At 37.7% G+C, this 24,855-nt stretch carries 19 protein-coding genes, 1 tRNA gene and 1 pseudogene; 1 reads left to right on the top strand and 20 read right to left on the bottom strand.

Annotation, left to right across the window (positions count from 1 at the left end; all coding sequences use genetic code 11):
- Nucleotides 1-366: 366 nt before the first annotated feature.
- The 11 genes and pseudogenes from J2S08_RS11705 to queG all read right to left on the bottom strand — a co-directional run bounded on the left by J2S08_RS11705 (nucleotide 367) and on the right by queG (nucleotide 14,944).
- The gene (locus J2S08_RS11705; RefSeq protein ID WP_307229684.1) at nucleotides 367-1,875 is read right to left on the bottom strand and encodes an esterase/lipase family protein; all 1,509 of its coding nucleotides are present in this window, start codon (nucleotides 1,873-1,875) and stop codon (nucleotides 367-369) included.
- Nucleotides 1,876-2,195: 320 nt separating this feature from the next.
- Complete coding sequence (locus tag J2S08_RS22525) at nucleotides 2,196-3,143, bottom strand: methyl-accepting chemotaxis protein (RefSeq protein WP_370875676.1); 948 nt, start codon at nucleotides 3,141-3,143, stop codon at nucleotides 2,196-2,198.
- Nucleotides 3,138-4,037 (bottom strand): annotated as a pseudogene (locus tag J2S08_RS22520) (HAMP domain-containing protein); the annotation flags it as partial. The pseudogene J2S08_RS22520 and the gene J2S08_RS22525, both read right to left, overlap by 6 nt.
- A 364-nt stretch (nucleotides 4,038-4,401) precedes the next feature.
- The gene (gene pdxA, locus J2S08_RS11695; RefSeq protein ID WP_307229680.1) at nucleotides 4,402-5,406 is read right to left on the bottom strand and encodes a 4-hydroxythreonine-4-phosphate dehydrogenase PdxA; all 1,005 of its coding nucleotides are present in this window, start codon (nucleotides 5,404-5,406) and stop codon (nucleotides 4,402-4,404) included.
- A complete protein-coding gene (locus J2S08_RS11690; protein ID WP_307229820.1) occupies nucleotides 5,393-6,709 on the bottom strand; it encodes a four-carbon acid sugar kinase family protein in 1,317 nt (438 codons plus the stop codon). The genes pdxA and J2S08_RS11690 overlap by 14 nt, the downstream gene beginning before the upstream one ends.
- 4 nt (nucleotides 6,710-6,713) lie before the next feature.
- Nucleotides 6,714-7,706, bottom strand: a complete 993-nt coding sequence (locus tag J2S08_RS11685) for a 2-keto-3-deoxygluconate permease (protein ID WP_307229678.1) — start codon at nucleotides 7,704-7,706, stop codon at nucleotides 6,714-6,716.
- 287 nt (nucleotides 7,707-7,993) lie between these two features.
- Entirely contained in the window at nucleotides 7,994-9,694 is a 1,701-nt protein-coding gene (locus J2S08_RS11680; protein WP_307229677.1) for a sigma-54-dependent Fis family transcriptional regulator, read from the bottom strand.
- 257 nt (nucleotides 9,695-9,951) lie between these two features.
- Nucleotides 9,952-11,847, bottom strand: a complete 1,896-nt coding sequence (locus J2S08_RS11675) for a PrkA family serine protein kinase (RefSeq protein WP_307229675.1) — start codon at nucleotides 11,845-11,847, stop codon at nucleotides 9,952-9,954.
- 453 nt (nucleotides 11,848-12,300) lie between these two features.
- Nucleotides 12,301-12,774, bottom strand: coding sequence for a tRNA (uridine(34)/cytosine(34)/5-carboxymethylaminomethyluridine(34)-2'-O)-methyltransferase TrmL (gene trmL, locus J2S08_RS11670; protein WP_307229673.1), 474 nt, complete (start codon nucleotides 12,772-12,774; stop codon nucleotides 12,301-12,303).
- A 94-nt stretch (nucleotides 12,775-12,868) separates the two neighbouring features.
- Nucleotides 12,869-13,735 carry an amidase domain-containing protein gene (locus J2S08_RS11665; RefSeq protein ID WP_307229671.1) on the bottom strand — a complete coding sequence of 289 codons (867 nt, stop codon included), beginning with the start codon at nucleotides 13,733-13,735 and terminating at the stop codon, nucleotides 12,869-12,871.
- A 57-nt stretch (nucleotides 13,736-13,792) separates the two neighbouring features.
- Nucleotides 13,793-14,944, bottom strand: coding sequence for a tRNA epoxyqueuosine(34) reductase QueG (gene queG / locus J2S08_RS11660; RefSeq protein ID WP_307229670.1), 1,152 nt, complete (start codon nucleotides 14,942-14,944; stop codon nucleotides 13,793-13,795).
- A 263-nt stretch (nucleotides 14,945-15,207) separates the two neighbouring features.
- Here queG and J2S08_RS11655 point away from each other — a divergent pair, with 263 nt between their 5' ends.
- Nucleotides 15,208-15,882: a B3/B4 domain-containing protein gene (locus tag J2S08_RS11655; RefSeq protein ID WP_307229668.1), complete on the top strand. Its 675-nt coding sequence runs from the start codon at nucleotides 15,208-15,210 to the stop codon at nucleotides 15,880-15,882.
- Nucleotides 15,883-16,157: 275 nt separating this feature from the next.
- On the opposite strand, the gene J2S08_RS11650 is transcribed toward J2S08_RS11655, so the two are convergent.
- The 9 genes from J2S08_RS11650 to J2S08_RS11610 all read right to left on the bottom strand — a co-directional run bounded on the left by J2S08_RS11650 (nucleotide 16,158) and on the right by J2S08_RS11610 (nucleotide 24,758).
- Entirely contained in the window at nucleotides 16,158-18,713 is a 2,556-nt protein-coding gene (locus J2S08_RS11650) for an ABC transporter permease (protein ID WP_307229666.1), read from the bottom strand.
- Complete coding sequence (locus J2S08_RS11645) at nucleotides 18,710-19,396, bottom strand: ABC transporter ATP-binding protein (protein WP_307229664.1); 687 nt, start codon at nucleotides 19,394-19,396, stop codon at nucleotides 18,710-18,712. The genes J2S08_RS11650 and J2S08_RS11645 overlap by 4 nt, the downstream gene beginning before the upstream one ends.
- 562 nt (nucleotides 19,397-19,958) lie before the next feature.
- Nucleotides 19,959-21,233, bottom strand: coding sequence for a HAMP domain-containing sensor histidine kinase (locus J2S08_RS11640; RefSeq protein WP_307229662.1), 1,275 nt, complete (start codon nucleotides 21,231-21,233; stop codon nucleotides 19,959-19,961).
- Nucleotides 21,218-21,910, bottom strand: a complete 693-nt coding sequence (locus tag J2S08_RS11635; protein WP_307229660.1) for a response regulator transcription factor — start codon at nucleotides 21,908-21,910, stop codon at nucleotides 21,218-21,220. The genes J2S08_RS11640 and J2S08_RS11635 overlap by 16 nt, the downstream gene beginning before the upstream one ends.
- Nucleotides 21,911-22,024: 114 nt before the next feature.
- A complete protein-coding gene (locus J2S08_RS11630; RefSeq protein WP_307229658.1) occupies nucleotides 22,025-22,954 on the bottom strand; it encodes an NAD-dependent epimerase/dehydratase family protein in 930 nt (309 codons plus the stop codon).
- A 57-nt stretch (nucleotides 22,955-23,011) separates the two neighbouring features.
- Nucleotides 23,012-23,590: a TetR/AcrR family transcriptional regulator gene (locus J2S08_RS11625; RefSeq protein ID WP_307229656.1), complete on the bottom strand. Its 579-nt coding sequence runs from the start codon at nucleotides 23,588-23,590 to the stop codon at nucleotides 23,012-23,014.
- 216 nt (nucleotides 23,591-23,806) lie between these two features.
- Nucleotides 23,807-23,880 (bottom strand) — tRNA-Gly (locus J2S08_RS11620).
- 158 nt (nucleotides 23,881-24,038) lie between these two features.
- Nucleotides 24,039-24,182 carry a hypothetical protein gene (locus J2S08_RS11615; protein WP_307229654.1) on the bottom strand — a complete coding sequence of 48 codons (144 nt, stop codon included), beginning with the start codon at nucleotides 24,180-24,182 and terminating at the stop codon, nucleotides 24,039-24,041.
- A 141-nt stretch (nucleotides 24,183-24,323) separates the two neighbouring features.
- Nucleotides 24,324-24,758: a nucleotidyltransferase domain-containing protein gene (locus tag J2S08_RS11610; RefSeq protein WP_307229651.1), complete on the bottom strand. Its 435-nt coding sequence runs from the start codon at nucleotides 24,756-24,758 to the stop codon at nucleotides 24,324-24,326.
- Nucleotides 24,759-24,855 lie beyond the last annotated feature (97 nt).

The following is a 24,855-nucleotide window of genomic DNA, read 5'->3' as shown; positions in this document are numbered from 1 at the left end:
GGCGACTTGCCCTCACTATTTTTAAAAAATGGTAAATCATTTCAACAACAAGAGAATCAGTTTGTTTTTCAATTCAGCACTCCTATTAATTTATGCTTAGGTGCCTCTGTATGGTTACGTACAGGTGCTCAAAAAAGGAAAGGATACGATCATCAGTTTAGAAGTTTTTTAAAAAACGATTTATTAAATATATTCTCAAGCAGAATGATGATGTAGCGTACCGATTTGGGGACAGGAAGAGAGGGAAACAACTGACTGCTGAAGGACAGTCGTCTTCTACTGAATAATGGTGTCTGGGAGTTATCGAAAGAGTACTGGACACCCAGACACTTTGACTCTGTATTAAATTTGAACGAAAAACGCTATTTAATTATTGTAAATGTTTCCCTTTGAATCCATATAGACTGATTTAATAATAGATCGTTGAAAAGGATGCCCATTTTTCGTAAGACCATTTAAATCAATTGTAAAATTATATACCCCTTCACCATGATTAGGAAACGTTACTGATTGCTCGTTGTCTTGCTTTGATAAAATGATACCATCTTCTTTAACATTGTTATTAATATATTCAACATGAACTTTTGCTTCAAGCTGATTGTCATCTATTTTATGATCACCACTTTGTATGGATAAGCTTAGATCATTTCCTTTGTTTAACTGTACAGAAAGCTCTTTATTTATGTCGCTTTCATAAACTGTATTTAATAAATAGCTCTCCATTGTTTGAACTGCTGTTATCTCCCAATTCCCTGCATCAGGCTGGTCTATTTCGATTGTGTATTCATACGCCCCTTTAAAAATGCCTTCTGATATTTCATTAACGATAAAATCTGTGTATTCTTTCTGAGATGGACTATTTAAAGTAAGATTCGTCGATTCTTTATCACTAATCCAACTAACTGTCATTTTTTTAACACTATCTTCGACAATAATTGTTTCTGTTGTCATGTCGCGATATGCTCCCCCATGTAAATAAGAGAATGCAGGCTCACTCATGTTTGTATCATCTTCATACGTATATGATTCTGCTGTATGAAAATCAAAAGTGCTAGTTTTTAAATAAGGCCGGAATAAAGAAAATGTTGAGCTGCCGTTTTTAATAGATTGATGATCCCAGTTGTCCTTTTTTACCTCTTTTGCATACGGAAGACGGGTGCTGTCAACTGTGATCACCCCATCATTTTGTCCAAATTGTTTTAAATACAATCCACCCCAGTACAACGCACCGCCAAACGATCCCCAACTTGTACCTGAAAAAGTGTATAATGGATTCTGTTTTACATTGCTATGGCGATCTGTCTCACTCCGATAGTAAGACATGTAGCTTGTCTGTACAGAATAGGTGGCATCATTTTTTAATCCAATGATAGCAGCTAACCAACCAGCCCATTTGCTATATGCCAGATCAGCCAGCTGTGTTCCATGATGGGGAGAGCCAAGGGTAATCACACTGTTGACATATGGATGCGCATTGTAATGGACAAGAGCTGTTTGAGTATCAACACCGCCTTTACTATGTGCAACAACAACAAGCTTTTTCCCAAAATGATGGTACACATCCTCTAGCATCTCAGCAAGCAGTTTACCATTATCCCACATATTTTTATCGGGATATAAATCAATAAAAGCAGTTTCATAGCCATTTTCATAAGCGATTTTGTCCATATCATTGCCTTCTGTCCAAGTAAAAGAGGAACTATTAAAGCCGTGAACAAATACAATTGGCGACTTCGCTGGATCAACCTCATCTGGGGTCGCACCAGCATACCATTCTCCAGGATTTCCCGGCGGGTCCCATTTAGAACCAGCCAGTGCGTTTAACGGCAAGATAAAAATACAAGCAAGCACTAACAACAGAACATTTTTTTTCATCATCTTCTCCTTTTATTAAAGTTTTTTAAAACGGAAACCGATAGTTTCCGGCTTTAACACTATGAATATATGCTTAATTAAAAATTTAATGTTTAGAATATTCATTATTTAGGAGGTTGACTGAATTAACGAATGGAGTAATTGACTTCCTAAGGTCCGAAAAACTAACTTTCTTTATTGTTCCTTTGATCGCCTACAAGTTGGAATTGATTGAATAGGGGATTGTTGTTTGTTATTAGATTGCCATAATATTCTATCAATTTCAAGCAAAAATAGAAAAAACTCGTATAAGCATCGCTTAAACGAGTTCTTCTACCTTATTACATCTTAAATGTACGAACCATTTCTTGTAATTCATCTGCCATTTTCGTTAAAGAAGCTGCTGAACTTGAAATATCCTCCATTGATGCTAATTGTTCCTGTGTAGAAGCAGAAACATTCTGTACTCCTGCTGCTGTTTCTTCAGACACTTGCATAATCTCGTTGAAATGGCCAACCATTTGTTCAGTTCCGACTGAAATCTTTTGCACAGAAGCAGATACTTCTTGGAATTGCGTAGATACATTTTCTACGAATTGTTTCATTCTTGCAAAGGAATTACCGGCATGATTTACAACTTCAATTCCTTTATCTACTTCAATTGATCCTGATTGCATCGACTGAACTGCTTTATTTGTTTCGTTTTGAATGGTTAAGATAACCTGTCTAATTTGTTCTGTTGCTTGCGAAGATTGTTCTGCAAGTTTCCGAACTTCATCGGCCACTACTGCAAAGCCTTTACCGTTTTCCCCTGCTCGTGCAGCTTCAATCGCAGCGTTAAGCGCAAGCAGATTCGTTTGTTCAGCAATTCCAGAGATGACATCAATGATTTGTCCAATTTGCATAGAATGATCGCCTAAGTCAGATATCGAATTGGATAGTTCACTAACCGTTGTTTTTATATAATTCATTTGATTTACTGATGTTTCAATTGCTTTATTTCCTTCTTGAACAACATCGGAAGCATTTGCCGCTGTTAAGGAGGCTTCGTTGGAACTGTCGGAAATATGCTTCATTGCTGTTGATATTTCTCCTACCATTTGGGTACTTTCTTCAAGACTTTGCGACTGGCGCTCTGAACCAAATGCAACTTCTTGTATTGAATCAGAAATTTGTTTTGCAGCATTGCTATTTTGTTCCGTACTTGCTGTTAACTGCTCCGAAGAAGCAGCGAGTGATGTTGCTTTGTCGTTCACACTCAAAAGAACCTTCCTTAATGAGTCTCTCATATGATCAAACGATGCTGCCAACGTACCAATCTCATCATTGCTTGTTAAAGTTGCTGTTTCACTTAAGTCTCCATTGCTAATTTTTTTAGCACTACCTATTAATGAAGAAATTGGCTTAATGATCGAACGTATCATGAAAAGGATTAAAAGTAGTCCTAATGCTAAAGAAATACCGATAACGATTAACATCTTATTTAAAATTGGTTGAACAGATTGATCGACTTCCTCTTGAGAAAAGGTCCCCACTATTTTCCATCCAGTTAATTCATTCGTTAAAAATGCTAATTTACTCTGATTTCCTTTGATTGTATAGTCAAATTTTCCAGTCTCTGAAGCTTGAATTTTTGTAAAATAAGCATCCTCTGCTTCAGCTCCAGGTTCTTCAGTTGGATGAGAAATAAAATGATTATTAGAATCGACTAAAAATACATAGCCTTTTTTTCCGATTTTCATCTCGTTAATTGTTTCTGTTAAACTATCCAGTTTCAAATTGACCGCTACTACACCTTTTCCATCTGCAGTAGCTTTTGCAATCGTGACAACAACTTGTTTTGAAGATTTTGATATGTAAGGATCTGTGATGATAGCTTTTCCTTTTTGTTTCATGGCCTCTTGATACCAAGGTCTTTCACGAGGATCATAGCCTGGTGGATTTTGAAAAGATGTTGGTGAATTCATAAATTCACCGGTTTCAGTACCAATATATGTTTGCTCCACATCAGGTTTTGAAGCTTGAATTTTATCAAGGATTACACGAGTATGTTCATCTTGATTATCTTTTATATGATCTGGCTGCAAGGTATCTGATAAATAATCAATATTTTGGATTTGTGAGTCAACGAATTGAGATATCGCTTGATTAATCAATTGAGTGCTCTCTTCAGCACTATCCATTACTAAATGATTAATTGTATTTTCGGCGCTTTGATAAGAATTATAACCTATGATGATGCTTGGTATTAATAAGACAGCTAGAAAAGAAATGAGTAATTTATTTTTTAGTGTAAAATTTATTTTTTTAGAAGTTTTCATTTTTGTCCCCCAGATGGATGTTATTCATTATATAAAGTAAATTGAATTGAAGATGATTCCACTGATGTAAAGACGATGAAATTCCTTTATTTTAAGAAAGAGCTGGCTTATTAATAATGAATACACCGTATGTGCCAGCCACTCCATTTCTAATTAAGTGTCATAATAAGTTCGATGACGTTAGTCGATAAGAAGGCCGTTCTTCATCTAAAAATGTAATACTAATCTACTTTTTTGGAGCCAATTCAACTGCTTGACGCATTGCTTCTATAAGGCTTTTTTCATCAGCAATTCCTTTTCCTGCAATATCAAAAGCTGTGCCATGGTCAACACTTGTACGAATAATTGGCAGACCAACGGTAATATTTACACCTGTATCTAACCCTAATACTTTTACTGGGCTGTGTCCTTGGTCATGATACATCGCCACTACAATATCAAAGTCACCGCGAACAGCGCGGAAGAATAATGTATCTGCTGGAAGCGGACCGACAACATTCATACCTTCACTTTGTGCTTTCAGTACTCCAGGAATAACTTTCTCTTCTTCCTCTCCATAGCCAAATAATCCATTTTCACCGGCATGAGGATTAATTCCACAAACAGCAATTTTTGGAGAATGATTGCCTGCTTTTTGTAATGTATCATGAGCAAGCTTGATCACATGATATACTCGCTCAGGATGAATCATATTGACTGCATCAATTATACCTACATGCGTTGTCACATGAATGACCTTTAAATTTGGAGCAGAAAGCATCATGGAAAAATCGGCAGTATTCGTTAAGTCTGCTAAAATTTCGGTATGGCCTGGATATGGATGTCCACCTTTTTGCAGTGCTTCTTTATTTAATGGTGCTGTACAAATTGCATCTATCTTATGATCCTTTGCTAATTCAATCGCTGTTGCTAAATATTCATAAGCAGCATGCCCAGCTTCTGCAGAAACTTCTCCAATTGTCAAATCTGCCGGCAACAAATCTAAATCTAAACAATATACGGTTCCAAATTGAAAAGATAAATGTTCCAAATCATCAACAGCTATCACTTGTATTGCTAAATGACTGTTCACAAAACTTTTTGCACGTTCAAGCATTTTACTATCGCCAATGACAATCGGTTTGCTTATCTCATAGAGTTCCTTATGTGCAAGACTTTTTAAAATAATTTCTGGTCCAACCCCGGCCGCGTCTCCCATTGTAATACCGACTACTGGCTTATTCTGCATCATTTGTCTTCACCTTTCTTGTCATGTATTTTAGGGCGTTAACTAAAGATTGCTCATTTCCAAATCCTCCAGCTTTTGTTATCGCCCAGTATTGCGCTTTTTCTCCTTGGAGCTTTCCAAACGGAAGTCCTGGTTCTACTTCGGAATAGAGTTGCATTTCCGTTATTTCAAGCTGTGAACAGACAGCTTTTGCTGTATCTCCGCCAGTTAACACGAGACCATTTAATCTTGTAAACTTGTAGAGTAGGCTTTTTGCAATAACTCCTAGTCCTCTTGAAATTGCTTCACTTACTTCCGTCTCTGTAAGGCCAAGTGATTGTCCAACAGCCTTGGCAGCTGCACGATTATGGTCAGATGAAGCGACATAAAGGACAAAGTGCTCGTTATGTTCATGTGCTTTTAAATCCTTGATCAAATGGTCTATTTGAATCGAGTCTTTTATTAACTCAATTGGATCTATCTCGATAAAATGAGCTTTAGTCATCTTTTCAACCATAGCAAGCTGATTTTTTGTTACCTCTGATAAGCTGCCTGAAACAAGCAGCGTTTTATTAATTTGACGGTGTTCTTCCTCGCGAGCTTGAACAGGATTTATCTTTAAGACCTGTGTTAAATATTCACTTAATCCTGCAGAGCCAGCCCAAACAATCCGTTTACGAAGCTGTACAAATACTTTTGCAATTTTCTCTAAATCTGCTTCTGTTTTACTGTCGCACACAAACCATTTCTTGCCACTTTCGAGAGCCTCTATAATGACTTCCATCATGCGATCACAAGAGCTCTGTAATAAAGTAAAATCAATCAATGTGATATCACTTTGTATATGCTCTTGCAGCAAAGCTGGAATATAGCTTTCTGTAACTGGTGTTTTTGGATCTTTTCCAAACTCTGTTTCGGTAATTAATGTTCCATTTACGAAATGATGTCCTTGAATAGTCTGACGATTCATTTTAGGAAAAGCAGGTGCAAAAACAACTAAATCTGGCTGATACGCTTGTTCGAGTGCAGCCAATTCAACTGCAATGTTGCCCCTCAATGTTGAATCTACTTTTTTATATATGTGACCGTACCCTCCCTGTATAAGGAGAGCAGCTGCTTTAGATACTGCTTCATATGCTTCTGCCTCTGACTTGGCTCGGCTATCTGTATCAACAATTAATACATCTGAATTTGTTTGTACATGATTGCTCCGATAATCAAATAATACTGTAGAAGACAATCCTTTTTTTGCTAACTGCACACCTGCATCGTTAGCACCTGTTAAATCATCTGCTATCATTCCAATTTTCTCTGTCAAACCAATCACACCCTTAGCTGTCAACTTTCATCATGTTTCCCTGCTCAAAAGTGAATCCTTTCTTTTCTAGACGCTTCACTAAAAACGCAACATACAATGGTAATAGTATAGCAGTTGTCACAACAGATGCAGCTACTTGAACGGTGGCAATATCTACAAATGAAGCGAAGCTTGCATTCGCAGCGGCAATAGCTGCAGGAGTAGCAACTGCATTTCCAGCAGTTGAACCTTCTGCTGCCCCAACAATTGGATTCCACTTAAAGGCTTTAAAGACAAAATAACCAGCTGTACCTGTAAAGAAAACCGTTAATAATCCGAGTGCAATCCCTGCTAATCCACCTTCAATAATTGCAGCAAAATCAATTCCCATTCCTAGGGCAAATGCGAAGAACGGAATTAACATCGAGCTGCCTTTATCTAAAAATACACGCATCTCTTCATCTAAGTTTCCTAGTACCATACCAACGAGGATTGGAAGTAAAACAGCAATAAATGATTGTAATGAAAACATGCCATCAACGAAACCCATTGCACCAAAGATTGATAAAGCAACCATTGTTAAAAATGGACCGTCATTTAATGCTAATAACGAATATGCAGCACGATCTTCTTTACTGCCGTATTGGCCAACAAGTGCTACAAACAGACCGCCGTTGCTGTTTGTCATTGCCGCAATTACAGCAATTGGCGCTAATCCTAACCATAATCCATTATCTCCAGCAAATAAGTATGCTATTAAACCAAAGGCTGCGCCTACAACCCATTTGGTTACTAAAAGCGTGGCTCCTTTTCCTACAGAGACACCGAAAGATTTTACGTTAATTTGTGCACCAGTACACAAGAGAAATAACGCAATCAATGTACTAGCTCCATTGACAAAGAGTGCTTCTGTAAAGTTGCCTATTCTAAGCAGATTTGGAGCAAACGTATTTAAAATAGCTGCAATAAGCAACGGTACAACCATCATTCCTCCGGGAATTTTCTCAAGCGTTGCTTTAATCTTCATTTTAACATCCCCTTTATGTATGAAAATAAAACAATTCCATTTAATTTGTAATTGTTTACAGCTTCATTGTAATACTTATATTGAAAAACGCAACACTTTTCCTTAAAATAAATGATTAATAAGTACTATTCCGCATTAATTGTTGCAATATTAAACAAAATAATGCATTTTATGATCTTTAAATGTGATCGCTTGCTTGGAACTGGACGAAATTATTTTTTATATCTGCTAGTGATGAGTAAAAATACTCATTTCCTAAACATAGACACAAAAAAAGCAAGCTGAACTTATTGTTTCAGCTTGCGCCATAATGTTGACCGGTTTATTCCTAATCGCTCTGCTACCTTTGTCTGATGATGATTCTCTTCTTCCATTACTTGCTTGATAATTCGCTTTTCAATCTCTTCCAATGTCCCTGTAAGAAAGTCGTTATCCTTTACAGCTTTGTTCTTTTTCTTCCTTTCCAATAACTGTTCAATCATGTCTTTTTCGATCACGTACCCTTTTTCTTCCACAACTGCATCCTTTAGAAGCGTTTTCAATTCAGCTACGTTTCCTGGCCATGAATATTGCTCCAACAACACCACCGCTTCCTCTTTTATCTTAATTGCCGATGTTCCTAGCTGCCCATGGAAGGAGGCGACAAAATAGGTGATTAAAGGCCTTATATCCTCTTTGCGATCTCGCAATGGAGGAATTGCTGCACGAATCGTTTCATCATCGAAAATAAAAGAATGTAAAGAAACGATTTCTTCCCTTAAAGATAGGATAATCGTGAAACCTTTTTCTCTCCATGCATCCAACAATGAAACAAACTTATTCATTTCAGATGGCGGCAATAAATCAATTTTATTAATACAAATAGTACAAATATCATGATCGTTGATTTCTTTTAATTTTAAGGCTTTCATTGCCGTTATGTTTGTATATAATCCCTTTCCATCATGCTTTTTATGATGAATATAACGAGAAATAAGCCCTTTTCCAGTTCCTTCTTCTCCTAGCAGCACCCACTGGCTAGTAGCCTTATTCTTTTCAATATGTGACAAGCAGTTGTTCATCTTCTTACTTTGATGAATAAGCATCGGCAGATGGGCAATTGTTTTAGCTTGCAGCTCTATCTGTTGAGTCGGATGTTTAAATTCAGAAAATGAAAATAAAAAGCATAGTCTGCCATCCACTATTTTTTTCAATAATTTTTGTTTTACATGCCTTTGTTTTTTATTCAAGACCATTGCCACTGTCTCATCCAACTGCTCTTGACCAATAGAGGAGATAAGATCAGCAAGCGGTATTGGACATGAATCAAAATGCTCCCATTGTTGATACACGATTTGGCCCTTGTCATTAAGTACGATGATATCTGACATACTCATACTTTCTTGCAATAGAGAATGGAGAAGTTTTATTTCCCATGTTTTTCTTCGATGGAGACGATACACTGATTTCACTTTATGGAATGCCTCAAAAATTGCTTCCCGCCCTGATTGAATAAGGATGCTTTCAAGACAAAACCTTGATGCAGTATTGACAGTAACAACATCCCCGATAATTACTTTGAAGCCATTCGACTTTAGCTGTTTGATAAGCGGCTCTACTTCTGCCGCTTCCTCAACAGTAAACACTTCAATAGAAATATCCAATAAATCAGTGATAGCCTTCGCTCCTAGAGTAATATTTGAAAAACCGACAATCGCTTTTTTACCAGGAAAATCATTTGCTAAAGTCAACACTCGAAGCATATCATACCCAGACACATGGACATCAATAACTGGAACATCAACTACCTGCTCTATTAGTTTTGCAGTCCCTCCGCGGCTAATAATCACATCCACTCCTTGTACTTCCCCCTGCTTTGCTAATGGAATCGCTTCCTGAAGATCCCCTACTTCTATTTGGATATTTAATTCTTGCTCCTCCCGTCCGCATTCTTCTATCAATGAAGTCATAGCTGGATAAGGAGCAATAAACAACGTTTTAATAGCCATGATCGATCACACCTAAACCTATATTTGCTACATTAATAACATACTGGAACATAAATCGCAACTAAGCTGTTATTTTTTTTAATCCCTAACCTGCTATTTACATGGAAGAGAAATTAAGTTTTACATGAAAAGCGAACTAAAAAAGCCGTAGCAAGACGGCTTTTTAACAGTATATTTTACATCTTTAAACAGAAATCACATTAAAGGCGTCTTCTTTGTAAGAGGATGGCAAAAATACCCTTAATGGATGTTTCACTTTATCGATTCAATAAGCTGCCGACATATTTAAGCAAGTCATTCGCGGAAGTAGAGTTATACCCATAATCGTCAATCAATCTGGCCACAACCTCGTTTATTTTCTTTAGCTGTTGTTCATCAGGTGTTTTGGAAGAAGTTGTGATTTTCACAATGTCTTTCAAGTCCGCAAACAGTTTCTTTTGAATAGCCTCACGTAATCGATCATGTGAGTAATAATCGAAACGCTTCCCTTTACGGGCATAGGCGGAAATTCGGATCAAAATTTCTTCGCGAAACGCTTTTTTAGCATTTTCTGAAATGCCGATTTGTTCTTCAATCGATCGCATAAGCTTTTCATCAGGATTGATTTCTTCATCTGTCAGCGGATCATGAAGCTTGGAACGATTACAGTATGCTTCCACATTATCAAGATAGTTATCCAATAATGTCTTCGCCGATTCTTCATAGGAATACACAAACGCTTTTTGAACCTCTTTTTTAGCAATATCATCATATTGTTTTCGTGCTAAAGAAATATATTTTAAGTACTTTTCTTTTAGTTCGTTTGTAATAGATGGATGCTGGTCTAGTCCTTCCTTCAGTGAACGAAGCACATCTAAAGCGTTAATTGAAGATATTTCTTTTCTAATAATTGTTGAAGAAATGCGGTTGATGACATAACGTGGATCAATCCCGCTCATTCCTTCATCCTGGTATTCCTTTCTTAATTCTGCAATATCGGCTTCATTAAAACCTTCAACATTTTCCCCGTCATATAGTCTCATCTTTTTAACCAAATCAATATCGCCTCTTTTTGGTTCCTTCAAACGGGTCAGTACTGTAAACATAGCTGCAACGTGAAGAGTATGAGGAGCGATATGAACATGAGCAACATCACTATCATGAATCATTTTTTGATAAATTTTTTCTTCATCAGATACACTCAAATTATATGGTACAGGCATAACGATAATTCTTGAATGCAGCGCCTCGTTCTTTTTATTCGAAATAAACGCGCGGTACTCTGTTTCGTTTGTATGCGCCACGATCATTTCATCTGCGGAAATGAGCGCAAATCTTCCTGCCTTAAAGTTACCTTCCTGCGTTAATGACAACAAATGCCAAAGAAATTTCTCATCACATTTCAACATTTCTTGAAATTCCATTAATCCGCGATTCGCTTTATTCAATTCACCATCAAAACGATACGCTCTTGGATCTGATTCAGACCCGTATTCTGCAATCGTTGAGAAGTCAATACTTCCAGTTAAATCAGCAATATCCTGCGATTTCGGGTCTGACGGACTAAAAGTGCCGATTCCGACACGCTTATCCTCGGAAAAAAAGATCCTTTCCACCATGACATCTTCAATACGTCCACCATATTCTTCTTCTAATCTCATCATATTCAGCGGTGACAAATGACCTTCGATTCGAATGCCAAACTCTTGATAAAAATCATCCCTTAGATGAGGCGGTACTAGGTGAAGGGGATTTTCATGCATAGGGCAGCCTTTAATCGCGTAAACGGCTCCACGTTCAGTTCGTGTATAAGCTTCTAAGCCTCGTTTCAACAATGCCACCAAAGTTGATTTTCCTCCGCTTACTGGCCCCATTAACAACAATATTCTTTTTCTCACATCCAACCGTTTTGCGGCAGGATGAAAGTATTCCTCTACAAGCCTTTCCAACGCTTCCTCTAAGCCAAATAAATGATCATGAAAGAATGTATAGCTTTTCTTGTCATTTATCTCCTCAACCCCTGCATCATGTATCATATGATAAATTCGTGAATGTGCAGATTGTGCAATGATCGGGCGCTCTTTTATCAATTTTAAATAATCAGCAAAAGTGCCTTCCCATTTCAATTTTTCTTCTTCATCTCGATACTGTTCAATTTTTTTTAGAATATCCATCATGTCCTCCCTCTAAGCAGTCGTTGAAGTATTTTTATACTTTATGCTCAAAGCGAATTGAAGATGAATAAAATGAATCTTCCTGCGCTTTATTGATGACAATTAAAAACTCGTAAACTATTTTGAATGTTTCTTTATACGTTAAAATACGTTATAATAATGAAAAACGTCCCGTTTTAATTATTGGACAAGTGATGACTAAAAAGGAGGCCTACATAAGCATGAAAACTCTTCTTATTTTAGGGGTATCTATCGCTTTTCTAGCATGCATCTTCACAGCTGGACATGAGGATAAACCAGGAGACTATCGTTAAAAATGAAACTGCCATCAGTGGATCACTGATCATTTTTTTGATCAATTAGAAGTGAGAAAGCGCTCACTTCCTAATAGAAAGAGGCTGATTCAATAGGTTGTTTGCCATCTGTTGAATCAGCCTCTTTTCCTGTATACATTTACTTTAAATCTTGAAAATGCTGCTGTCGCAATGCTTCGTAAACTAAGATCGCAGCTGTATTAGAAAGATTCAATGATCGCACTTTATCATTCATTGGGATTCGTAATGCCCGTTCTTTATGTTTCTCAATAAAATCCTTCGGCAAGCCAGACGTTTCTTTCCCAAAAATAAAATAATAATCCTTCTCCACTTGACTATAATCAAAGTCTACATAATTTTTTTCCCCGAACTTGCTGAGTAAAAAATAATCCCCATTCGGATTTCTCGCAAAGAAATCCTCTAAAGAATCATAATAATGAACGGTTACATGCTGCCAATAATCCAAGCCTGCACGACGCAGCATTTTATCATCTGTCGAAAAACCAAGTGGGCGAATCAGATGAAGTGGCGTATCAGTTGCAGCACATGTCCGTGCAATGTTGCCAGTGTTTGCTGGGATTTCTGGCTGAAATAAAACAATGTTAATCGTCACAATGGTTTCACCTCAAACATAATAAAACGAAAGGACAGCTGTCTTGCTGCCTCTCTTCAATAAACACATACATATTATAACACTCATTTTGTGATTAGGAATCATCTTTAATCGTAAAAAACTTATATTGAATATTGTCTGTATAAGCTGCAGAATCTTCATACGTCCAAAACCTCAATCTGCTATTATCCGTATGAGCATTTACTAACGGCTGGCCGTCTGCATCCTTGCCGGTAACAATTGTATTATGATCATAGCGGCCATCCCCTTCAAAATCATAACAAATAACATCACCTAATTGTAATTGCTTAGCAGAACTTACTTCATCAGCACGGAGACCTGATTTGGAAGAAGCCAAGTAGGAACGTAATGCATGAGCGACAGACCAACTATAGCTCCAATTATTATGCTGCATCCACCAACCTTTGCTGCGGTTAGTATAGCCTCGCATCGGGGCCCCGCCAGCATGCAGACACTGGGAAATATAATTCGTGCAATCAACATGAAATGATTTATATGCTGGATTATAATCATTCCACCATCTTTCGGCATACTGAACTGCTTTCAATCGATCATAAGTATAATATTGTCTTTCTTCTTCTTCCAGCGGTTCATTCTCAAAATGTGAATCTGGCAATATGGATGAACGATCTATTCTCTGCTCTTCGTCAGCAACAAGCTTTCCTTGTAAAAATGCTGCTTTCCAATGCTCGATTTTTTCTTCGACATACATAAGCTCATACTGTCTAACTAAAAAGCGTAGATGAATGTCATAGTCTAAGCATATACACGCTTGCTCTTCGTACTTATTTCTGACATTTGCTTTCGCTTCAACCTTGATAATATCTGCTTTTCGTTTCGAATAACAATCCAGCTTTCTTTTCAATGCTCGATCATCGCCGGGAGTATGAAGATACTGGCTTATTCGAGCCTGCACATTCTTCATGAGTTGTTCTTTCATTTTTTCTCCTCCTCTTCTTATGAGTATGAGAAAGAGAAAGAACATAAAACAATAATGCTAACTATTTACTTCATTCTCCGTTAGAAAAAAAGCAAGTCCTTTGTTAATTTCATCTAACACCGTTTTTTCTTGTTCTGTTTCTTGAGCAGCAAGCAAAGCAGCCTTTGCTTCCTCGCCGCCAATCTTCCCTAACGCCCACGCTGCTGTTCCCCTTATAACAGGTCTAACATCTTTTTCTAAAACTGTAATCAGTTCTGGAACTGCAGACGCTTCTTTATAGTGAGCAAGTGCGATGATTGCATTTCTTTGGATTGGTTTTTTTCCCCGCCAGGAGCCAGACAGCTCTCCATACTTTTCTTTAAATTCACGATTGCTTATTTGCAGCAATGGGGTTAATAGCGGTTTCACAATTTCTGGTTCCGGTTCCATCTCCTCATGAAAATGAAAGTCTTTTCCTTTATTCTTCGGGCATATTGTTTGGCACGTATCACATCCATAAAGGCGATTGCCAATCTTTGTACGGAACTCATCTGGCAAAAAGTCTTTTGTCTGGGTTAAAAAAGAAATGCAGCGCTTGGCGTTTAATTGCCCTGCTTGCACCAATGCTCCTGTTGGACAAATATCCAAGCATTTTGTACATGTTCCACATTGATCCTCAAGCGGTTCATCAGGCTCAAATGGTAAATTAGTGATCATTTCTCCTAAATATACATAAGAACCGAATTCTGGCGTGATAATGGCACAGTTTTTAGCACTCCAGCCAATTCCTGCTCTCTCTGCGACAGCTCGATCGACTAGTTCTCCTGTATCGACCATTGATTTACAGCGAGCATGAGGAGCCTTTGAAACGATAAAAGCTTCTAATTTTTCTAATCTATCCCGAAGAACAGCATGATAATCTCTCCCCCATGAAGCGCGGCAAAAAATACCGCGGCGTGCGCCTTTTTTGCCAATTGGTGTTTGTTTCATTTTGGAAGGATAAGCTAAGGCAATCGCAATAATCGAATATGGTTCATCAAAAATTGCCGATGGTGTAACCCGCTTATGAATATCCTTCTCTTCAAACCCTGATTGATACCCAAGCTCCTCTTGACGAATGAGTCTGCTTTTCATTTCCAGAAAGGGATCAGAACTTGCAAATCCTACTTTATCAATTCCAATTTCTTTGCAATGTGCAATGATTTCTTCTTTTAATTGTTGATAATTCATGCTGTCCCCTCCTCTAAGCATTTGTTTTGTTGCTTTGTATATCCATTCTATTAAGAAGGAATCAGTATGTTTTTCCTTCTATCCCTAAATTTTCAACGAATAGCCTAAACTTAACTTTTTTTGATTCTGCTTACTTTTGAAATGCAATTCATCGTCTCATTTAAAATAGCTATATTTCATTCAACACTTTTAGCGAAAGATCGTTTTGAATAAGTCCTTATTCTTATGATAAACTAGCAGCAAGAATTTGGAGGTGAAAATATATGGATGTCATGATCGATTCTTCCATATGCAGAACAATCCCGCAATTTAAAGTAGGCCTCATCCATTATACCAATATTCAAGTAGCGCAATCACCACAAATGTTAAGGGGCAGGTTCCGCCTTTTTCAAGAATCTTTATTTCTAGAATTAGAAGATAAACATATTGCTGATCTTCCAAATGTAAAAGAATGGCGAGACATATTCAAAAAGACTGGAAAAGACCCGAACCGCTATCGCCACTCCGCAGAAGCATTATTAAGAAGAATGAAGAAACAGTCTTTTCTTTCTAGTGTTAATTCTGCTATTGACGTCAATAATTTCTTTTCATTAAAATGGCAAATGCCGCTCGGGATTTATGATTGTGACAAAATAAACGGCAATACGATTCAATTGCGAATTGGTGAAGAAAATGAAGAATACGAAGGAATAAACGGCCGTTCAATTTCACTGCAGCACTTGATCATTGCCTGTGATGAACGAGGCGGATTCGGAAGCCCGTTTGTTGACTCCGTTAGAACAGCAGTTGGCACGGAAACAACAGAAGCAGTGCAAATTGTTTATTTAACCTCTTCTTTTCCTAACGATGAAATTGACGCGTTGCTTCATTCATTGAAGACGATGTTTATCCAAATGAATGGCGGTGAAGGGACGATAAGTATTAAAACTTGTCCATAAATGAAGGGTCTACTATAGATGGAATGTTATCGAGATGAGAGAAGGGCTGTCAGTTTCATTAGATTATTTGAACGATTGAAAGTGAACAAGCATTTTGTTACCTTCATTTAATTATTATCAGCCGAAACAATCGAGTTATAAACCAATTTCTCCGATTTGTCAGCCAAATGAAGTTGCTTATCGTCCGAGATCAATTACAGAACCAAATACAGGTGGAGAAAAAATAATCCCATTTTTCTCCACCTGTTTTCATTTATGGACTAATTACAAGCTCATTATTCATTTTCTTCACGCAGTCCTTCTACCATGTTCATTTTTTTCATCTTTCGAAGCGGGAATACCACGGAGCCAATTCCAATGATAATTGCACCGATGACAGCAAAAATGATTTCTTGAATCGGCCATGTATATGACATGATTTTTATCCCATTTAATTGGAGATGGAGAAGGAGTGTAATGCCAATTGCACCAATAATACCCACAATACAGCCAATGATGCTATAAAGCACACCTTCCAGCAAAACCATTGCCTTGATTTGTGCCATTGTCATCCCTACCGCACGAAGCATGGCAAATTCTTTACTTCTTAAAATAATGTTCGTACTTACTGTGTTTAAAATATTCAAACTGCTTACAAGCGCAATCAGGCTAATAAATCCATACACAAAGACTTGCAATTGAGTTTGAAAGTTTTTTCGCTGTTTTAAATCGTCTTCAGCATAGATGACGTGCATTCCCGGTTTTCCTACCTCAAGCATTTCCATATATTTATTCATTTTTTCTCGATCAGCCTCTTCTGTCAGATAAATATCCATACCAAGAATATCATCTAGTTTAGAAGGAATACGGAAGGCTTGCTTCTCTTCAGATGAGAAAAATGATGTTAGCTTCGCTGCCGTTTGCGGCGTAATGATAACAACAACTGTATTGTTACTATCTATTTCTTCGCTAAAAGCTCCTTTTTTTAACACAGCTGAAACGTTAAGCTCAACATCTTTTTTCCGGTCTATATTTGTTTGCTCATCTCCATCATCATTATTTACATAAGCTTGATCCATATTCACATTAACCTTGTCGCTAGGCTCATAATATGTCCATTGATCTATCACTACCTGTTCTTTAACAGGATCGTATACTTCACTTCTTTGTAATATAATTGCGCTATTTTCCTTCTCCATTTTCTCAAAATCCACTTTTCCTGATTTTATATATGGCTTTAAGGCTTCTATACGCGATTGATCATAAACTAGAATCGTTGCACCGATATATGTTTTTCCATCTAAGGATTGTTTAGATGCCCAAAGCAAGTCCTGATTTAGTTTTTTCTCTTCAGGGAAAATATTCCCAAATAGCCTTTGATACTTCGGATAAATCCGTTCTACTTCAGGCATACGCTTTAGCTCCTCAAATTGCTCCCTCATTAGGATAGCATCTTCCGGTTCATCACTGTACGATCCGTACGCTATATATGTGACATCGGTTGACTCATTGTCAGTTGGGACAACTTCAAGTGCTGATTGGATAAAATGGTGAAAAACAATAAAGAGAACAACACTAATTGCAATCGAAAAAGCTGTTAAGAAAAAGCGTTTTTTATTGCGGCCGATATTTCTTTTCGCTAGTTCGATGGCATAAGAGTAAAACGGAATTTTTGTTTTCTTTTTTCGTTTGCGAAGTTTCTTCTGCTCTTTTCCTCCTGATCTAATGACTTCAATAGGAGAAATGCTGCTTGCGGTATGTGCTGGCAGCAATACAGAGATCATCACACTGATAACAGCAACGACACAGCTTGCGCTAATAACGAGCGGATCAATAGAAAGTGCAAATGATTCGATACCAAGGACATTAGATCCCATCATTTTCAATACAATACTAATGCCGCCTAAACCCGCTAAAACACCAATTGGTATTGCAATAAAGCTAAGGATAATCCCTTCTACCATAATCAACTGCCTTATTTGTTTAGGCTCGGCGCCAATAGCGCGCAGCATTCCAAAGTGCTTTATCCGTTCCATAACAGAAATGTGAAAAGCATTATAAATAACGGCAACCGTTGCAACGACAATTAGGACAACCAAAATCACAGAAATCATTGTTAAAGCCTGGTTCCTTCCATCAATCCCACTTTCACCTAATAGCGAAAGCAGACGATAGTTTTCCGTAAATCCTACGTCTCTGCCTGGAAGTTTAGAAAATTCTTCACCATAATCACCTACATGCTTTTCATCTTTTAAGCGAAAGAAAATACTTACATGTCCTCCTTGTTCTTCATTCCATCCTGCGTATACTTCACCAACTCGCTCATATTGACTGGCGATCCTGCTGCTAGAAATCCCCGTGAGCGTGAATACTTCCTCCCTTTGTTCAGTAGCTACCTTGATATGATCGCCAATGTGAGCATCACGATAATATTTATTGTACAGCCACTCTTCAAGCACAGCCTCTTTCCCATTTTGAGGAGCACGTCCTTCTTTTATTTCAAAAGGAAGCATCTTTTCATAGCCAGGAGTAATTCTAATAAGCCGCATACTATGCCCATCCTCATCCCCTTCAATTGGAACGGATTCAAAATTAGTAATAGCTTGCTTATCTTCAATAAGAATATGATCAGACAACTGTTTTAAAAGCGCCATGTCTCCATCGTAATAAGCATAATGGTAATTTCCTGGATAGTTGCGGGCTTCCTTAATATAGCTATCCTTGATGCTCTTTGCCATTGTCATTGTCGTCACGAGCATGGCGACAGAAATGATAATCCCTAATAAAAAAAGAACGGTTCGCTTTTTGTTCATTCTTATTTGCTTAAATGCGAGGCTCAAATAGGATGTCATCGCCTATTCACCTCAACATTTGTAATCTCTCCGTCCTTCATGACAATCACTCGATCTGCTTCCCCAGCAATCGTCATATCATGTGTAATCATGACGAGTGTTTGATTAAATGATTTTACAGAGAGTTTTAGCAAATCAACGACTTCTCGTGAATTTTTTGAATCTAAGTTTCCTGTCGGTTCATCTGCTAAAATAACAGAAGGCTTATAAGCAAGTGCACGCCCGATCGCTGCACGCTGCTGCTGTCCCCCAGAAAGCTCAGATGGCAGATGGTTTCTCCTCTCATCCAACCCTAAAACAGCAATCAATTCGTCTAAATACCGTATATCAGGCTTTCCTCTATCTAATAAGATGGGCATCATCATATTTTCTTCTACATTCAACACTGGTATTAAATAATACGATTGAAAAATAAAACCAAATTTCCGTCTGCGAAAAATCGCACGCTCTTTTTCATTGAACGCAAAAAGTGACTGTCCATCTATTTTAACGACACCTGATGTCGGCTCGTCAAGACCTCCTAGTAAATGAAGCAGCGTACTTTTCCCAGAGCCGCTCGCTCCTACAATCGCTACAAATTCACCTTGATAAATTTGTAGATTAATTTCTTGAACAGCTTTAACAGCCACATTCCCTGTACCATAAATTTTCGATAATGCTTCTGTTTCGATAATCGGTTTCATGGTTCTCCCTCTTTTCTTAACGTTGATTAATACTATAAAGAAGGAAGCTTACATGACACTTACAATCTTTCTTACAATACTGTAAGAAAGATTTAAGGAATTTTCAGGAATTGTCTCATACTGAATGTATGACAGACATATAATTTTCTTCGTAAATGCTGAGTTCATTCATTTTCTGAACAAATATACAGAAAAAAGCGCACACCACAGTTAGGTGTAGCTAAATAAAGTGAAATTTCCATCAGTGGGGGCTTTCTCTTATCCCCTATACAAAGGATTTCAAGCTAAAAGCGCGACGTCCTCGAAAAAGAAAACCGCTTTTTCTTCGTGCGATGTATCACTGCCGAAGCTTTCCTTGTCCTGTCGCAACACTTGAGTGACCAACATCCTCGAAAAAGAAGAGCATTTTTTCTTCGTGCGATGTTGATTCAAGAAGCTTTCCTTATCCTGTTGACCTGAACCAATCGGACATTTGACTTTCAGTTACCCCCCACCTAGCGCTTCTGAGTCCTCTCACTCCCCGAGATGGGCTCTTACTACCAGTTAAATGTGGGATAAATACCTATAGCCATTGTCCAGCATTTTTTAAAAAAGTAATCTCAAAAGTTGTTCCTACGTTTTCTTCGCTATCCACCTTAATCACACCAAAGTGCTTTTCAATAATTGATTTTGCCAAGGCGAGCCCCAAGCCTGCACTCGTTTTTGAAGTCGTATGAGCTGTATGAAATTTTTTAAAAATATGAGGAATGTGTTTGGCAGGAATCCCAGCACCTTGATCCTGTATCCTGACATTAACTGTAACAAGTGTCGACTCGATAGACACGAATACGTTTTTGCCGCTGTCAGTATGTTCAAGCGCATTTTTCAATATATTGCTAAATGCTTCTGTAAGCCAAGTTTTATCTTGCAATAATGCATCAGGTTGTTCATCCGTCTTTATTTGAAGACCAACATCTTTAGCTTGAAACAACGCTGTTACTTGCTCACAAGCTTGTTCAACCGTTTTATGTACAGAGAAAGATTGATACTGAAACCCTACCGCATCTGCTTCTAATCTAGCGAGCATGAGGAGGTGTTGAATAAACCAATCCATTCGATCCAACTCCATTCGCGAACGTTTTAAAAAGTCAGATCGCTCCTCAGCTGTTAACTCTTGTTCCAAACATTCTTGAAAAATAGAGAGCGAGGCTAAAGGCGTCTTTAATTGATGGGAAATATCTGCAATCGTGTCCTTTAATTGGACTTTCTCTTGTTTGAGCAATTCGACTAACTCCTGCAGCCTTGTACCCATTTCATTCATCTGAAACTCAAGCCTTCCCCATTCTCCATCATCAATTACTTCTACACGTTCAAATAGTTCACCTGTCGCTGCTGCTTCTGCGCGATTCGCCATCGATTTTACCTTCTTATTGGAATGGACATATTCTCTCAAAAGCATCATCAAAAGCAACAGAGTCAACAGCAAAAAAAAGCTTACTTTTCCCCAGAAAAAAGGGCTGTTCTTCCGTTCAAGATAAGGGACGAATTCACTTGGGATTTTTTCTGTTAATCCATAGGCCTTTGCTAACCCCTGTCCCCTCCTGACATCTTCTTCAGAAAATGATTGCCCTAATTTCACTCCAAGTTCTGCTGCTAGAGAAGGATCATTTTTTGCAGCGACACCTAGCATACCAAAGTAAACAGTCATTCGTTCTGTTTTTAGTTTGTTCGTTTCAACTATGTTCAAACAAAAGAAAAAAGCGAGCATAAGAAATAAATAAAGAAAAAAGAAACCAAGCAGCCGCTTCAAGCCACGATTAGAAAATAATGATAATATTTGATCTAAAAATCGTTCCATCGATAGCCAGCCCCTCTAACCGTTGTAATATACTTTGGATTTCTCGGGTCTTGCTCAATTTTTTCTCGGATTCTGCTTATATTAACTGCTATCGTATTTTCATCAATAAAAGAGGAATCGATTCCCCAAAGCTGCTCAAGTATTTGTTCTTTTGTCAGCACCTGCTGTGGATGCTCCATCAATAATTTTAACAAGCGCCACTCTGTTTTCGATAAAGGAATTTCCTCCTCTTGTAGAAAGAACTTCATATCATCCACAAATAAAGAAAGATCTCCAGTTCGCAACACCTTCGGTTTCTTTTTCTGTTCCTGATGTTGGCTTCGACGCAATGCTGCACCAACGCGAGAAATTAATTCCCGTAAGCGAAAAGGCTTCGTAATATAATCATCGCCTCCAAGATCTAGTCCGACGACAACATCAATTTCCGTATTGCGAGCAGTTAAAAAAATGATTGGGATATCGCTTGTCTTACGCAGTTTTTGACAAAAATCAAAACCGCTCCCATCTGGCAAGTTCACATCCAGCAGTATTAAATGATGCTGTTTTATCTGAAGTTGCTCTTCTCCTTCTGCGATGGTAGAAGCAACCGTTACTTCATATCCTTCTTTTTTTAAGGCAAATTGGATGCCATGCTGTAAAGATGGATCATCCTCCACGATTAAAATTTGATTATTCATTAGTGAGTCCCCCTTTTGGAACATCCGCTTCTATAGACTTATTCTATATAATTTAGTGGAGGATGGCTATACGCAGCAAGGATTTCATCTTTCCAATCATAACCGAGCGAATGATCATTGCTGCAGCGACGCTATTGTTGCTTTTAATCCTTCCTTATAGGACGTAAGAGGAAGCGGGCCAATTTCTCGCTCATATTTGTCGCCCTTTATATAAACAGGAGCATTAAATAAATATAATAGCTCGACCATTTCTCTCATTTGCATCTGAAACAGCCCAATTAGCTGGAGCATCATTTTATTAGCAATCATTGGCTTTTTTTGAAGGCCTGTGAGTGAATGAATGAGTGCAAATAAATCTTCTCCAGATATAGGAGAAATGCCTGGGATATACCATTCTTCGTTCACACCTCTATCTTTTAGTGCTATTTCTACTAATGCACGTGCACCGTCAAACGTATATATATATTCCCTCTTTACTTTCGGATCTCCGATGTAAGGCATTCTTTTATTTTTGAGAACGGCTGCTAACATGATATGAATTGCCGTGTTTTGTGCATTTGGGCCATAGAAATCTGGAAAATGAACGACGCTAGTTGGTATCTTTGCTTGAAGTGTTTTCTCCGCCATTTGTAAGCGAATTGCTCCTTTTTTTGTCGTCGGCTGCTTTTTCCTGTTTTCATCAATCCATCCACCAGACTGTTCGCCAACAGCATAAATATTATCAACGAGTATAAATTTAGCACCAACCTTTTCAGCAACTGCTAGTAAATTTTCTAACATCGGAAGCTGCTTCTCTGCCCATTCCCGATATGGCACATTGATCGCATGAACAATAAGATCCACATCCGCTGCAGCAGCGTCTATTGTTGCTTTTTGTAGTGCATCTCCCGTCTGAATTTGAACAAGAGGTTCATCTCTAAATAACGTTTGTAATGTTTGCTCGTTCCTTGCAATCGCAATTGTTTTGATTCCTCTACCTGCTAACTCTTTTACAACTGCATATCCCATTCCACCTGTTGCTCCAACTACCATTACTTTTTTCATCGTCTTTGTCTCCTTTTAATTAACCACTGGTCAATTGATATTGTGAAAAAACCCCATTTACTTCATGGGGGAAAAAATGGATGTAATAATAAATGTAACATGCGTTTCTGCTAACGAATGAACTTCATCAAATGATGCAACTTCCCGGCAAAAATGTGAAACAAAACCATGCAGCGACAAAAAAATAGAATACGCCTGCCTCACATCCAATTTATCCGTACATAGCTGCAGCGCTTGAACAAACAATTCATAACTTTTATTAGGCCCTTCCTGCAAATAACTTTTCACTTCAGCATCTTTCACCATAAACATCACTTCATATTGGCTTTGATTATTTAAGCCAAATTCAATAAAGCCTAACAAAATCGCTTTTAACTTCGCTTTTGGTGATAAATCTTGCTGCAATACATCATGTAATTTCTCATTTAGCAACTGAAAATCTTGCTCAACCATGGCATAAAACAATTCTGCCTTATTATCAAAGTGATAATAAAGAGCACCATGAGAGTAACCTAACTGTTTGGCAATTTGCCGCATCGACACATGCTGATAACCTTCGCGAATAAAAAGATCATGAGCAGCTTCCATAATCACTGAACGCGTCAATTCTTTTGCAACCACTTTACGAGCTGACATGGCAACCTCCTTTGTTGATATTGCTTCCATCAATTTGGATATTTCTCCCCTATAAAGAGAATTTTAAGCCCGGCCAAATTAATTAACCACTGTTCAATTAAATCATTATTCTCATAAAAAGTAAATAGTTTTTTTATAGACAATTTAATTAGTATCACAAAAAAAACGCAATGCTTCGCTATCTAAGAGTCGAAACACTGCGTTATGCACTATGTATGGAGCGGGTGATGGGAATCGAACCCACGACAACAGCTTGGAAGGCTGTAGTTTTACCACTAAACTACACCCGCATATTCTTTTTAAACGACCTCTTTATTATATCCATTTAGTAAGAAATTATCAAGCATTTTTTAAAAAAATTTGTCAAAATGTGTCGAGCTTTGTTTGATATCACATACATATTTAAATCAAAGATGACAATCGTTCACATCGATGTGAACGATTGTCATTATAATAAAGCAAGCCATTGGTGTTCTGGTTCATGTATTTGGATTGCTTCTTGTAGCCATTGCTTTTGGTCTTTTGAAAGATTATCCTTTACGGTTAGAAAATCGCGATGATCTTTTTCCTTCGTATTTTTTACTTTATACAATAAAGTGAAACTTCCATCAGTGGGGGTTTTCTCTCATCCCCCACTGATGGTTAGTTGAACCAATCGGACATTTACTGGCAGTTTCCCCCACCTAGACTTCTTTGATTTCTCATACTCTTGAGGTGGGGGTCTTACTGCCAGTTAGATGTGGGACAAAGCGATTTCTGGTTGAAGATAAGGCATACCCGAATCAGTATAACTCCAGATCGAGTTGCATGGGTAAGTAATGGACTTGTTCCTTCTAAATATCCATTTGCTATTTTGACACTCATTTAAAAGCATTTCGATTTTTTGACCACTCTTTTTATTTTCTGCGTGTATTTCATGAATTGGCAACGCTAAAAATTCGTCTTCCCATTCGTAAAATTCACCTTTTATCACTTTTTTAAATTCCCAATCTGGAAGATAGTTTCTTATGTGACGTTGATCTTTTCTAAACAAAGAGATTTCGATGTCTTGATGTTTTCTTGTTTCCTGTCCAACAAAAAGGTCAATTGCCCAACCACCTGCAAAAAACCATGGTTTCGTAAATGCAGACATTAGTTCAGCGATGCGATGACATTCTTTGAATAACATTTATTCAATCCCCTTCTACATCATTATTCTCTCTATATACATTCAATAAGTCTATTTTTTCTCCTCTCTTATGAAAGGTTTCCTATTTTCTGCTTAA

Source organism: Bacillus chungangensis, assembly GCF_030812995.1.
Classification (GTDB): domain Bacteria; phylum Bacillota; class Bacilli; order Bacillales; family Bacillaceae_C; genus Bacillus_CF; species Bacillus_CF chungangensis.
Note: the sequence above shows the minus strand (reverse complement) of the source record. Positions and strands in the feature narration are given on the sequence as shown.